Source organism: Pseudomonas sp. Pseusp15 (genome assembly GCF_059492165.1).
In genome coordinates this window covers 5,194,184-5,209,417 of the sequence record NZ_CP168523.1, presented here as the reverse complement: position 1 = coordinate 5,209,417, position 15,234 = coordinate 5,194,184, and the positions used below count along the sequence as shown (strand labels likewise).

Genomic DNA, 15,234 nt, shown 5'->3' with positions numbered 1-15,234 from the left:
CATCATTCCCACGCAGAGCGTGGGAATGATCGGCGTCAGGGGTTAAATCAACCCCGTCTCATCATCATCGATCAACTGGCTCAACCCGCCCAACGCCTCACGTGCCTGGGTCCGGTCCATCAGCTTGGCTTGCGCAGCCGGCGGCAGGTCGGTGACGCGGATCACGCCTTTTTGGGTCAGCACCTGAATCAAGTCGTCGAGTACCCGAATCATCTCCAGGTCGCTCTGCTTGAGCTGCTTGAGGCTGGTCTCCACCACTTCGTGGGCAAACCAGGCCTGGATTTCATGGTGGTCGGCCGGCAGCGTTTCCGTGGCCTCGGCGTAGGCCGTGGCTTCCACGCGCACTAACTGACCTTGCGCATCGCGTTGCACGTAAAACATTAAGCATCCCTCGGAAATGGACCAGCGTCGTGCTGTCAGCAGCATAGGCCAACGCAGGCGAGTATGCGGTGCGACGACGAAATCGTCACCCGTGAGGTGTGGGCATACATGACGGCCGCCCGGTTGGGGCGGCCGTCAGCCTGCGTATCAGCTGTTGTTGTGATCGATCTTGATGGTCGGGTCACTACCGGCAATCAGCGAGTTGATGCTGGCGCTGGACCAATTGTTACCTTCCAGTTTGATCGTCACGTCCGGGGTGGTCGCTGCGGCATCGGCGCCGTTGAACTTGCCGGCGGAGCTGACTTGCAGGGACGACACGCCGTCCACGGTGGTGATCTTCAGGAAGTGGTCAATCGTGCTGCCGCTTTCACCCTGCAACAAATCACGCAGGTCGATGCGGTCGCCTTCGCTGGCCTTGAAGTCCTTGATCACGTCGCTGCCGGTGTCGCCAGCCTTCCAGATGAAGGTGTCGGCACCTGAGCCGCCAATCAGGATGTCGTTACCTTGGCCGCCGATCAGCGAGTCATTGCCGGTGCCGCCGAGCAGGATGTCATTGCCCTTGCCGCCGTCGAGGAGGTCGTTGCCGCCCTGGCCGAAGAGAATGTCGTTGCCCGCGCCACCCAGCAGCGTGTCGTTACCATCGTGAGCGCCAGACACGTCGAACGCGGTGTAGTGCTCGGTGATGTACTGGTGCACGTTGCTGGTGGTGACTTTGCTGACGTCGACGCCGGTTTGCTGGGCGACGAACGCCTGCATCGCCTGATAACCCTCGCCGGCAATGCCATTGAAGCTCACCAGATCGCCGAACAGGAGGTCGTTGCCGTCACCGCCGCTGACCGTGTCGGCACCCGGCATTGTCGCTTCGGTATGGCCGATGATCGAGTTGGCCAGGTCCTTGGGGTCGATGTTGGTTTGTGGCGTTTGATCCGAATCGTACGGCTTGAGGTCGGTGAGGGTGACGTCCTTGTTCAGGCCGATGGCCTCCACCGTCGACACGTTGCTCAGCAACGTGAAGCTGCTGCCGGAGTTGTCGATGGTAGTGGAATCGGTGCTGCTGCCGGTGCCATCGCGATAGGACAATTCGTACGTACCGTTACCCTCGGCATGCAGGGTGCCCAGTTCGGAACTGCTCCAGCGACCAGAGTTTTTCAGAGTCTGCAGCGTGACGTTGCCGGCGCTGTCGATGCTCAGGTAGTGAGTGCTGTCCAGATAGTTGGAATAGGTCTGCCCCAACTTGTAGTTGGTGGTGGTGATGACATCATCGAGCTTCACGTTGCCGTACAAGGTCGGGTTGGTCTGCTCGCCGCTCTGGTAGTAGGTCGGCTTGCCATCGGTGATGAAGTACGTGAGGTTCTTCGCACCGGTGTTGGCAATGGCGTCAGCACTCTGGAACCAATTGGCCGTGGTTTTGAACACGTCCTCGTAGTTGGTGCCGCCGCCCGACGACATCGAATCCAGAACGGATTTGAGCAAGGTCAGCGCGTTCGGGTCGTTCAGGTTCACCGACACTGATTTGTTGACCTGGGTGTCGAAGTCCACCAGGAAGATATTCACGGTCCCGGAGTTGCCGCCCAGGCTTTGCTTGAGGGTGTTGAACACCGCCGTCAACGAATCCTTGGCGGCATTGATCGACGTGCTGCTCATGCTGCCCGAGCTGTCGACCATGAACGCGATGTTGTAATTGGTGCCTGGCACCACGGTCAGCCCGCCGATGTCGGCGATCATGATGTCGTTGCCGTCGGTGCCGGTGATCGTGTCGTCGGCCGCCGTGGCGGTCACGGCGTTGTAGACCGCCGGGTATACCGTGACCGGAATCTGCGCGGTGCTCAGTGCCGAACCGCCGAGTGCTTCGGTGGATGTCGAGGTCACGGTCAGGGTGAACTGGCCGTTGTAGTACGGCGGCGGGGTGACGGTCAGGCTGCCGAGATTCCAGCCGGTAACGTTGGCTTCGCCGTTGGTGGTGGTGAAGGTGTGGCCCGCGCCATCGCTGAGCACGGAGCCCGCCGGCATGCCGCTGATCTTCACGCTCAGGCTTTCAGAGCCGTCGGTGTCGGTCAGTGCGGTCTTGATCGCGGACAGATGAACGCTGGTGCCTTCGGCGCCTTCGTTGAGTTTGTAGCCGTTGTAGTAGCCTTCGCCATTGGTGCCGTGCAGGTCGGAAACCGTCACGCCAGAGGCGGCCAGATCCGCCACGCCGGTGTACAGCGGCACGCCGGCGCTGCTCAGGTCGACCGCTGTACCGCCGTTGACCGACAGGTTGACGTCATAGCTGCCGGGGCCACTCTGGTTGTGGTGGTAGATGTCCAGGGTGTAGTAACCGCTGGTGGTCGGGGTGAACGAACCATTCAGCTTGCCGCCTGCACCCCAAGTCGTCGCGGCCACGTTCTGGCCACCGATGGTCACCAACAGGCTGTCATCGCCGGTACCGCTGAAGGTGTACGTCTTGCCGGCTTCCAGGTAGATCAGGCCGGAGGTTTTCGAGGCCGTGCCGGCGGTGACGCCGCCGTCGGACTGAACGTTGGTCACGGTGCCGGTGGAGTTCGGCGTGCCTGCGGCGTCGATGACCGATTTCAGCGTGCCGGACGGCGCGCCACTACCATCGGTGCCCAGGCCCGACAGGCCGGTCCAGACTTCCTTGATCAGTCCGGTGGACTTGACGCTGTTGTCCGCGACGCTCAGGGATGGCGCGTCAGCAACCGGTGTGATGTCGATTTTCACCGTGCCGGTGTTGCCCAACAGTTGACCGTCGGTGGGCTGGAACTTGATCTGCGCGTAGTCCGCCTGGTTATTGCCCACGCCGCTGCCGTTGTAGCCATCAACACCCGATTCGTTGGCATCCGGAGTGAAGCGCAACTTGCCGGCGTCGATGTCGGCCTTGCTGATGGTCTGGTTGGTCGTTACGTCTTTCCAGGTCGTACCGTCCAGGTACTGCAATTTGCCGTCGCCCGGCAGCTGAGTGATTTTCACCCCCAGGTTGGCGGTCGGGCTGTCGACATCACTGACGCCGAAGGTCGACCAGCCGAGGATCAACGGTGTGTCTTCGGTGCCGGTGACGTTAACTGGCGCGGCGGTCGGTGCGTCATTCACGGCCACCACGTTGACCGTGGTGGTTGCGGTGTTGGAGTAATTGCTGCCATCGGTCACCGTCACGGTGATGATCCGCGGCACGGTGCTTGGATCCTCACTGCTGTTGGTGAAGCTGATGTTTTTGATCTGCTGCATGTAGTCGGCCAGCGTCGCGTTGCCCGACAGGGTCAGGGTGACCGTACCGTCCTGGCTGTTGGCGTTGATGCTGATGCCATTGACACTGTTGCCGAGGTTCAGCGCATCGCCCGGCTGACGGTTGGTCAGCACGATAGTGGCGCCGGTCAGCATCGTGCTGTCCGGGTCGGTGATGCTCAGGTCGGTGTCGCCGATCGAGACGCCCTGGCCGGTGGTGCCTTCGGTGAAGGTCACGTTGTAGTTGGCCCCGGTGGCGCCGCTGGAGTTGTTGGCGTCCAGGTCGAGAACCGGCGCGGCATCGTTGTCGATGATCGAGGTGCTGACGCTGCCGTTGGTGCTGCTGACCGCGAGGTTTTCGAAGTTGCCGCCGGTGGCCGAGTCGATCTTGACCACGAAGTTCTCGGTACCCTCGGTGAGCTTGTCGTCCAGCGTCGCGACGTTGAAGCTCACGCTGCTGGCACCGGCCGGGATCTTCACGGTGTACACGCCGGTGAAGTCCGAACCGTCGGCGGCGGTACCGCTGTAGACGATTTTCAGGGTCACTTCGGTCTGCGCCGGGTGGGTCAGGCTGACGGTGTAACTGGCGGTCTGGCCTTCGGTCACCGAGGTACTGCCGCTGATGCTGACTTCGGTTTTGTCGATGGTATCGGTGACGGTGGTGACCGCCGGGGCAGTGCTCGGCACCAGGTTTTCGAAATTGCCACCGGTGGCGGTGGAGATGGTGGCCTGGACCGTGCCCGCATCCTTGTAAACGTCATCGGATGGAGCCGGGACGGTCACGGTGCCGGTGGTTTTACCGGCGTCGATGGTGATTACGGCGCCATTGCTCAGGGTCACGGTGACCGGAGTGCCGGCGGCGTTGGTCAGGGTCGCGGTGTAAGTGATCTGACCGCCTTCGGCGACCGAGTTGGATGCGCTCAGGCTGAGGTTGGTGGTGTCGACGGTGTCGGTCACGGTGGTGCTGACCGGCGTTTTGTCCGCCACCAGGTTCTCGTAGTTGCCGCCGCTGACGTTGGTGATCGAGTTGGTCAGCGGAGCGTGGCCGGTCAACGCGTCGTTCGGCGCGGCGGTGGTCACGGTACCGGTGGTTTTGCCGACATCGATGGTAATGGTCTGGCCGTTGGCCAGGGACACGGTGACCGGGCTGCCAGTCACTGGCGCACCGACGGTTGCGGTGTAAGTGACGGTGCCGCCTTCGGCGACGTTCGCAGTCGCAGTCAGCGAAACGGTGCTGGTGTCGATCGTGTCGGTGACGGTGGTCACTGCCGGGGCAGTGCTCGGCACCAGGTTTTCGAAATTGCCACCGGTGGCGGTGGAGATGGTGGCCTGGACCGTGCCCGCATCCTTGTAAACGTCATCGGATGGAGCCGGGACGGTCACGGTGCCGGTGGTTTTACCGGCGTCGATGGTGATTACGGCGCCATTGCTCAGGGTCACGGTGACCGGAGTGCCGGCGGCGTTGGTCAGGGTCGCGGTGTAAGTGATCTGACCGCCTTCGGCGACCGAGTTGGATGCGCTCAGGCTGAGGTTGGTGGTGTCGACGGTGTCGGTCACGGTGGTGCTGACCGGCGTTTTGTCCGCCACCAGGTTCTCGTAGTTGCCGCCGCTGACGTTGGTGATCGAGTTGGTCAGCGGAGCGTGGCCGGTCAACGCGTCGTTCGGCGCGGCGGTGGTCACGGTACCGGTGGTTTTGCCGACATCGATGGTAATGGTCTGGCCGTTGGCCAGGGACACGGTGACCGGGCTGCCAGTCACTGGTGCACCGACGGTTGCGGTGTAAGTGACGGTGCCGCCTTCGGCTGCCGAAGCGGTGGCATTCAGGGTCACGGTCGTGGTGTCGATGGTGTCGTTGACGGTGGTGACCGCCGGGGCAGGGCTCGGTACCAGGTTTTCGAAACTGCCACCGGTGGCGGTGGAGATGGTGGCCTGGACCGTACCGGCATCTTTGTAAACGTCATCGGATGGAGCCGGGACGGTGACGGTGCCGGTGGTTTTACCGGCGTCGATGGTGATTACGGCGCCATTGCTCAGGGTCACGGTGACCGGAGTGCCGGCGGCGTTGGTCAGGGTCGCGGTGTAAGTGATCTGGCCACCTTCGGCTACCGAGTTGGATGCGCTCAGGCTGAGGTTGGTGGTGTCGACGGTGTCGGTCACGGTGGTGCTGACCGGCGTTTTGTCCGCCACCAGGTTCTCGTAGTTGCCGCCGCTGACGTTGGTGATCGAGTTGGTCAGCGGAGCGTGGCCGGTCAACGCGTCGTTCGGCGCGGCGGTGGTCACGGTACCGGTGGTTTTGCCGACATCGATGGTAATCGTCTGGCCGTTGGCCAGGGACACGGTGACCGGGCTGCCGGTCACTGGCGCACCGACGGTCGCGGTGTAAGTGACGGTGCCGCCTTCGGCTGCCGAAGCGGTGGCATTCAGGGTCACGGTCGTGGTGTCGATGGTGTCGTTGACGGTGGTGACTGCCGGTGCAGTGCTCGGAACCAGGTTTTCTAAGTTGCCGCCGGTTGCGTCCTTGATGGTTGCTTCAACGGTGCCGGCGTCTTTATAGACGTCGTCCTTCGGCGCATCGACGGTTACGGAACCGGTGGTTTTGCCTGCTTCGATGGTGATGACGGCGCCGTTGCTCAGGGTCACGGTGACCGGAGTGCCGGCGGCATTGGTCAGGGTCGCCGTATAGGTGATCTGACCGCCTTCATCTACAGCGCCGGTCGCAGTGAGCGACAGGTTGGTGGTGTCCGGTGTGTCGGTCACCGAGGTGTCCGCCGACTTGCCGTCGACTTCCAGTTTCTCGTAGTTGCCGCCCTTGGCGTCGTCGATTTTCACGCTCAAAGAACCGCCGCCAGCCAAGGCATCGTTTGGCGCAACGAAGTTGACAGAACCGCTGCTGGCACCGACCGGAATGGTGATGGTCTGGCCATTGGACAGGGTCACAACCACCGGCGAGCCGGTGACTGGCGCTGACACGGACGCGGTGTAAACCACGGTCCCACCTTCGGCGACGTTCGCGGTCGCAGTCAGCGAAACGGTGATGGTGTCGATCGTGTCGGTGACGGTGGTCACTGCCGGGGCAGTGCTCGGCACCAGGTTTTCGAAACTGCCACCGGTGGCGGTGGAAATGGTGGCCTGGACCGTACCGGCATCTTTGTAAACGTCATCGGATGGAGCCGGGACGGTCACGGTGCCGGTGGTTTTACCGGCATCGATGGTGATCACGGCGCCGTTGCTCAGGGTCACGGTGACCGGAGTGCCGGCGGCATTGGTCAGGGTCGCCGTATAGGTGATCTGACCGCCTTCATCTACAGCGCCGGTCGCAGTGAGCGACAGGTTGGTGGTGTCCGGCGTGTCGGTCACCGAGGTATCCGCCGACTTGCCGTCGACTTCCAGTTTCTCGTAGTTGCCGCCCTTGGCGTCGTCGATTTTCACGCTCAAAGAACCGCCGCCAGCCAAGGCATCGTTTGGCGCAACGAAGTTGACAGAACCGCTGCTGGCACCGACCGGAATGGTGATGGTCTGGCCATTGGACAGGGTCACAACGACTGGCGAACCAGTCACCGGAGCAGTGACGGACGCGGTGTACACCACGGTGCCGCCTTCGGCCACGTTTGCGGTCGCAGTCAGCGAAACGGTGCTGGTGTCGATGGTGTCGTTGACGGTAGTGACTGCCGGGGTGGTGCTTGGCACCAGGTTCTCGAAGTTGCCACCGGTTGCGTCTTTGATGGTCGCTTCAACGGTGCCGGCGTCTTTATAGACGTCGTCCTTCGGCGCATCGACGGTTACGGAACCGGTGGTTTTACCCGCTTCGATGGTGATGACGGCACCGTTGCTCAGCGTGACGGTGACCGGTGTGCCGGCGGCATTGGTCAGGGTCGCGGTGTAGACGATGGAGCCGCCTTCGGCGACCGAGTCGGTTGCCGACAGGCTGAGGGTAGTGGTGTCCGGGGTATCAGTCACTGAGGTGTCGGCCGACTTGCCGTCGACTTCCAGTTTCTCGTAGTTACCGCCCTTGGCATCGTCGATCTTCACGCTCAGGGAGTTGCCGCCGGCCAGAGCATCGTTCGGCGCGGTGAAGTTGACGCTGGCGCTGCTCGAGCCTACCGGGATGGTAATGGTCTGCCCGTTGGACAGGGTCACAACCACTGGCGAACCAGTCACCGGGGCGGAGACGGACGCGGTGTACACCACGGTGCCGCCTTCGGCGACGTTCGCGGTCGCAGTCAGCGAAACGGTGCTGGTGTCGATGGTGTCGGTGACGGTGGTGACCGCCGGGGTGGTGCTTGGCACCAGGTTCTCGAAGTTGCCACCGGTGGCGTCTTTGATGGTCGTTTCAATGGTTCCGGCGTCTTTATAGACGTCATCCTTCGGCGCATCGACGGTTACGGAACCGGTGGTTTTGCCTGCTTCGATGGTGATGACGGCGCCATTGCTCAGCGTCACGGTCACGGGTGTGCCGGCGGCGTTGGTCAAGGTTGCGGTATAAACGATGGAACCACCTTCAGCCACCGAGTCGGTCGCGCTCAGGCTGAGGTTGGTGGTGTCCGGTGTGTCGGTCACCGAGGTGTCCGCCGACTTGCCGTCGACTTCCAGTTTCTCGTAGTTGCCGCCCTTGGCGTCGTCGATCTTCACGCTCAAAGAACCGCCGCCAGCGAGGGCATCGTTTGGCGCAACGAAGTTGACAGAACCGCTGCTGGCACCGACCGGAATGGTGATGGTCTGGCCATTGGACAGGGTCACAACCACTGGCGAGCCGGTGACTGGCGCTGACACGGACGCGGTGTACACCACGGTGCCGCCTTCGGCGACGTTCGCGGTCGCAGTCAGCGAAACAGTGCTGGTGTCGATGGTATCGGTGACGGTGGTGAGCGCAGGCGTATTGCTGGTTACCAGGTTCTCGAAGTTGCCACCGGTGGCGTCCTTGATGGTTGCTTCAACGGTGCCGGCGTCTTTGTAGACGTCGTCCTTCGGCGCATCGACGGTCACGGAGCCGGTGGTTTTACCCGCTTCGATGGTGATGACGGCGCCGTTGCTCAGGGTCACGGTGACCGGAGTGCCGGCGGCATTGGTCAGGGTCGCGGTGTAAACGATGGAACCGCCTTCAGCCACCGAGTCGGTCGCGCTCAGGCTGAGGGTCGTGGTGTCGACGGTGTCGGTCACGGTGGTGCTGACCGGCGTTTTGTCCGCCACCAGGTTCTCGTAGTTGCCGCCGCTGACGTTGGTGATCGAGTTGGTCAGCGGAGCGTGGCCGGTCAACGCGTCGTTCGGCGCGGCGGTGGTCACGGTACCGGTGGTTTTGCCGACGTCGATGGTGATCGTCTGGCCGTTGGCCAGGGACACGGTGACCGGGCTACCAGTCACTGGCGCACCGACGGTCGCGGTGTAAGTGACGGTGCCGCCTTCGGCCACGTTCGCGGTCGCACTCAGCGAAACAGTGCTGGTGTCGATGGTGTCGTTGACGGTAGTGACTGCCGGGGCAGTGCTCGGCACCAGGTTCTCGAAGTTGCCACCAGTGGCGGTAGAGATGGTGGCCTGGACCGTACCGGCATCTTTGTAAACGTCATCGGATGGAGCCGGGACGGTTACGGAGCCGGTGGTTTTACCCGCTTCGATGGTGATCACGGCGCCATTGCTCAGGGTCACGGTCACTGGCGTGCCGGCGGCGTTGGTCAAGGTTGCGGTATAAACAATGGAACCACCTTCGGCCACCGAGTCGGTCGCGCTCAGGCTGAGAGTCGTGGTGTCCGGCGTGTCGGTCACCGAGGTATCCGCCGACTTGCCGTCGACTTCCAGCTTCTCGTAGTTGCCGCCCTTGGCATCGTCGATCTTCACGCTCAGGGAGTTGCCGCCGGCCAGCGCATCGTTCGGCGCGGTGAAGTTGACGCTGGCGCTGCTCGAGCCAACCGGGATGGTAATGGTCTGCCCGTTGGACAGGGTCACAACCACTGGCGAACCAGTCACCGGGGCGGAGACGGACGCGGTGTACACCACGGTGCCGCCTTCGGCGACGTTCGCGGTCGCAGTCAGCGAAACGGTGCTGGTGTCGATGGTGTCGTTGACGGTAGTGACTGCCGGGGCAGTGCTCGGCACCAGGTTCTCGAAGTTGCCACCAGTGGCGGTAGAGATGGTGGCCTGGACCGTACCGGCATCTTTGTAAACGTCATCGGATGGAGCCGGGACGGTTACGGAGCCGGTGGTTTTACCCGCTTCGATGGTGATCACGGCGCCATTGCTCAGGGTCACGGTCACTGGCGTGCCGGCGGCGTTGGTCAAGGTTGCGGTATAAACAATGGAACCACCTTCGGCCACCGAGTCGGTCGCGCTCAGGCTGAGAGTCGTGGTGTCCGGCGTGTCGGTCACCGAGGTATCCGCCGACTTGCCGTCGACTTCCAGCTTCTCGTAGTTGCCGCCCTTGGCATCGTCGATCTTCACGCTCAGGGAGTTGCCGCCGGCCAGCGCATCGTTCGGCGCGGTGAAGTTGACGCTGGCGCTGCTCGAGCCAACCGGGATGGTAATGGTCTGCCCGTTGGACAGGGTCACAACCACTGGCGAACCAGTCACCGGCGCGGACACGGACGCGGTGTACACCACGGTGCCGCCTTCGGCGACGTTCGCGGTCGCAGTCAGCGAAACGGTGCTGGTGTCGATGGTGTCGGTGACGGTGGTGACCGCCGGGGTGGTGCTTGGCACCAGGTTCTCGAAGTTGCCACCGGTGGCGTCTTTGATGGTCGTTTCAATGGTTCCGGCGTCTTTATAGACGTCATCCTTCGGCGCATCGACGGTTACGGAACCGGTGGTTTTGCCTGCTTCGATGGTGATGACGGCGCCATTGCTCAGCGTCACGGTCACGGGTGTGCCGGCGGCGTTGGTCAAGGTTGCGGTATAAACGATGGAACCACCTTCAGCCACCGAGTCGGTCGCGCTCAGGCTGAGGTTGGTGGTGTCCGGTGTGTCGGTCACCGAGGTGTCCGCCGACTTGCCGTCGACTTCCAGCTTCTCGTAGTTGCCGCCCTTGGCATCGTCGATCTTGACGCTCAGGGAGTTGCCGCCGGCCAAGGCATCGTTGGGTGCAACGAAGTTGACAGAACCGCTGCTCGCGCCGACCGGAATGGTGATTGTCTGGCCATTGGACAGGGTCACAACGACTGGCGAACCAGTCACCGGAGCAGTGACGGACGCGGTGTACACCACGGTGCCGCCTTCGGCCACGTTTGCGGTCGCAGTCAGCGAAACGGTGCTGGTGTCGATGGTATCGGTGACGGTGGTGAGCGCAGGCGTATTGCTGGTTACCAGGTTCTCGAAGTTGCCGCCGGTTGCGTCCTTGATGGTTGCTTCAACGGTGCCGGCGTCTTTGTAGACGTCGTCCTTCGGCGCATCGACGGTCACGGAGCCGGTGGTTTTACCCGCTTCGATGGTGATGACGGCGCCGTTGCTCAGGGTCACGGTGACCGGAGTGCCGGCGGCATTGGTCAGGGTCGCGGTGTAAACGATGGAACCGCCTTCAGCCACCGAGTCGGTCGCGCTCAGGCTGAGGGTCGTGGTGTCGACGGTGTCGGTCACGGTGGTGCTGACCGGCGTTTTGTCCGCCACCAGGTTCTCGTAGTTGCCGCCGCTGACGTTGGTGATCGAGTTGGTCAGCGGAGCGTGGCCGGTCAACGCGTCGTTCGGCGCGGCGGTGGTCACGGTACCGGTGGTTTTGCCGACGTCGATGGTGATCGTCTGGCCGTTGGCCAGGGACACGGTGACCGGGCTACCAGTCACTGGCGCACCGACGGTCGCGGTGTAAGTGACGGTGCCGCCTTCGGCCACGTTCGCGGTCGCACTCAGCGAAACAGTGCTGGTGTCGATGGTGTCGTTGACGGTAGTGACTGCCGGGGCAGTGCTCGGCACCAGGTTCTCGAAGTTGCCACCGGTGGCGGTAGAGATGGTGGCCTGGACCGTACCGGCATCTTTGTAAACGTCATCGGATGGAGCCGGGACGGTTACGGAGCCGGTGGTTTTACCCGCTTCGATGGTGATCACGGCGCCATTGCTCAGGGTCACGGTCACTGGCGTGCCGGCGGCGTTGGTCAAGGTTGCGGTATAAACGATGGAACCACCTTCAGCCACCGAGTCGGTCGCGCTCAGGCTGAGGTTGGTGGTGTCCGGTGTGTCGGTCACCGAGGTGTCCGCCGACTTGCCGTCGACTTCCAGCTTCTCGTAGTTGCCGCCCTTGGCATCGTCGATCTTGACGCTCAGGGAGTTGCCGCCGGCCAAGGCATCGTTGGGTGCAACGAAGTTGACAGAACCGCTGCTCGCGCCGACCGGAATGGTGATTGTCTGGCCATTGGACAGGGTCACAACGACTGGCGAACCAGTCACCGGAGCAGTGACGGACGCGGTGTACACCACGGTGCCGCCTTCGGCCACGTTTGCGGTCGCAGTCAGCGAAACGGTGCTGGTGTCGATGGTGTCGGTGACGGTGGTGACCGCCGGGGTGGTGCTTGGCACCAGGTTCTCGAAGTTGCCACCGGTGGCGTCTTTGATGGTCGTTTCAATGGTTCCGGCGTCTTTATAGACGTCATCCTTCGGCGCATCGACGGTTACGGAACCGGTGGTTTTGCCTGCTTCGATGGTGATGACGGCGCCATTGCTCAGCGTCACGGTCACGGGTGTGCCGGCGGCGTTGGTCAAGGTTGCGGTGTAAACAATGGAACCACCTTCAGCCACCGAGTCGGTTGCGCTCAGGCTGAGGGTGGTGGTGTCTGGGGTGTCGGTCACCGAGGTATCCGCCGACTTGCCGTCGACTTCCAGCTTCTCGTAGTTGCCGCCCTTGGCGTCGTCGATCTTGACGCTCAAGGAGCCGCCACCCGCCAACGCATCGTTGGGTGCAACAAAATTGACAGAGCCGCTGCTGGCGCCGACCGGAATGGTAATGGTCTGGCCGTTGGACAGGGTCACAACGACTGGCGAGCCGGTGACTGGCGCTGACACGGACGCGGTGTACACCACGGTCCCACCTTCGGCGACGTTCGCGGTCGCAGTCAGCGAAACAGTGCTGGTGTCGATGGTGTCGTTGACGGTAGTGACTGCCGGGGCAGTGCTCGGCACCAGGTTCTCGAAGTTGCCACCGGTGGCGGTAGAGATGGTGGCCTGGACCGTGCCGGTGTCTTTGTAAACGTCATCGGCAGGGGCGGCGACGCTCACGCTGCCAGTGGTCGCGCCTGCAGCGATGGTGATCACGGCCCCGTTGCTCAAGGTCACGGTGACTGGCGTGCCCGCCGGATTGGTCAGGGTCGCGGTGTACAGAATCTGACCACCTTCGGCCACTTCGGTGGACGCCGACAGGCTCAGGCCGGTGTCGTCTTTCGAATCGGTGATGGTGGTGAGTGCCGGCTCGGTGCTCGGGGTCAGTTGTTCGAAATTACCGCCGGTGGTGCCGGTGATCGTAGTGCTGACGGTGCTGCCGTTGTTGTAGACGTCATTGGCCGGGGTATCGACGGTCACGCTGCCGGTGGTCTTGCCCGCTTCGATGGTAATGACCGAGCCATTGCTCAAGGTCACGGTCATTGGCGTGCCAGCAGGGTTGGTCAGGGTGGCGGTGTAAGTGATCTGGCCGCCTTCGACAACGGTGCCGGTGGCGCTGAGGGTCAGGCCGGTACTGTCGATCGAGTCGGTAATGGTGGTGACGGCCGGCGTGGTGCTCGGTACGAGGTTCTCGAAATTGCCACCGGTCGCACCGGTGATCGTGGTGCTGACGGTGCTGCCGTTGTTGTAGACGTCATTGGCCGGGGTATCGACGGTCACGCTGCCGGTGGTCTTGCCCGCTTCGATGGTAATGACCGAGCCATTGCTCAAGGTCACGGTCATTGGCGTGCCAGCAGGGTTGGTCAGGGTGGCGGTGTAAGTGATCTGGCCGCCTTCGACAACGGTGCCGGTGGCGCTGAGGCTCAGGCCGGTGTTGTCGATCGAGTCGGTAATGGTGGTGACGGCCGGCGTGGTGCTCGGTACGAGGTTCTCGAAATTGCCACCGGTGGCACCGGTGATCGTAGTGCTGACGGTGCTGCCGTTGTTGTAGACGTCATTGGCCGGGGTTTCGACATTCACGGAGCCGGTGGTTTTTCCGGCTTCGATGGTGATGGTCGAACCGTTGGACAGGGTAACGGTGACCGGCGTCTGCGCCGGGTTGGTCAATGTCGCGGTGTAGGTGATCTGGCCGCCTTCCGTGACGCTGCCGGTGGCAGTCAGGGTCAGGCCGGTACTGTCGATCGAGTCGGTAATGGTGGTGACCGCCGGCGTCGGGTTCGGCACCAGGTTTTCGAAGTTACCGCCGGTAGCGCCAGTGATCGTGGTGCTGACGGTGCTGCCGTTGTTGTAGACATCATTGGCCGGGGTTTCGACATTCACGGAACCGGTGGTTTTTCCGGCTTCGATGGTGATGGTCGAGCCGTTGGACAGGGTCACGGTGACCGGTGTTTGCGCCGGGTTAGTCAGGGTGGCGGTGTAGGTGATCTGGCCACCTTCAGTGACGCTTGAACCCGCTGTCAGCGTAACGGTAGTGGTGTCGACGGTGTCGGTGACCTGGGTCACGGCCGGAGCAGTCGGCGGGGTGACCACGATACCGCTGCCACCCGTGGTGCCAGTGACGGTCACGTCGATTTGGGTCGGATCGTTATAAACAGTGTCGTTCGGCGCCAGAGGAACGTTGACGGTACCGGTAGTCTGGCCGGCTGTGATCACGATCACCGCGCCGTTGGACAGGGTGATGGTCAGGTCGGTCAGCGGTGCCTGGGTCAGGGTCGCGGTGTAAACCAGTACACCACCGGCCTCGGTGATGGTCGGCGTGGCGCTCAGGCTCAGGGTCGATTCGCGCAGAGCATTGGAGCTGGTATTGGCGGTCTGGCCGCCAGTGGTGTTTTGTGTTGCCAAAGCCGCAGTGGCGAGGCCTGCGGTAGGGAAGCCAATGGTCGGGTCGACCCGGGCAGCGGTTGCCTCCAGAGCCACGAAGCTGTGGCCGCCACCGGCAGAGCCGCCCGCGCTCGCGGCAGTAGGGCCGGCCGCGGTGGCTTCAAGAGCGGTGGTCGGGTCGACACCGGCAGCGATGGCTTGCTGCAATTCGTCAACCGATGGCGCGGCTTGTGCAGTGGCTTGTGCAAGGTCGGTGCTGGAGTCCGGATTGCTGCCACTCCACTGAGTGTCGCGGCCCAGGTCCAGGGTCCGCCCGTCAGCCAGTTCAAGGGTAATGGCGCCGGCGGCACCGGTGTCCACTTGGTCGCCCACAAACAACCGGTCGCCTTCAACGAGTACGCGGCGGATGCCCTCTGGGGACACCGCGAAAACCTGACCAACAATGCTTTTGACGATGGCAACAACACTGCTCATTGAAGACTCTCCGGGTGTCACGTTCAGTTGACTTCCATGAACCGCTCGGGCGTGTTCGCCGATCGGGCTGGACGTTCTTACAAAATTCGATACATAGCTTTGACGCGTAACCGTCAATAATTTGGCTATATTTTTTCGAAATTAACTTTATGCCAAACTATTGACCTTATGGGAGTCATCCTAAACAATCGTCAAGGTAATGTCACATTGATATTTAAGCGGCGACCTGTCCTACAGCGTGTGATCCAGTTCCGATTTTGAACTTTCCGACATACG

2 protein-coding genes are annotated in these 15,234 nt (G+C 62.4%); both read right to left on the bottom strand.

The features are described from left to right. Window positions 1–42: 42 nt before the first annotated feature. Entirely contained in the window at window positions 43–381 is a 339-nt protein-coding gene (locus ACEN8R_RS23445) for a hypothetical protein (protein WP_018930300.1), read from the bottom strand. A gap of 147 nt (window positions 382–528) precedes the next feature. Continuing rightward, window positions 529–14,958: a retention module-containing protein gene (locus ACEN8R_RS23440; RefSeq protein WP_495624390.1), complete on the bottom strand. Its 14,430-nt coding sequence runs from the start codon at window positions 14,956–14,958 to the stop codon at window positions 529–531. Window positions 14,959–15,234 lie beyond the last annotated feature (276 nt).

Coding starts and splice junctions, on each gene's coding strand:
- ACEN8R_RS23445 (WP_018930300.1), bottom strand. CDS start 381: ATGTTTTACGTGCAACGCGATGCGCAAGGTCAGTTAGTGCGCGTGGAA.
- ACEN8R_RS23440 (WP_495624390.1), bottom strand. CDS start 14,958: ATGAGCAGTGTTGTTGCCATCGTCAAAAGCATTGTTGGTCAGGTTTTC.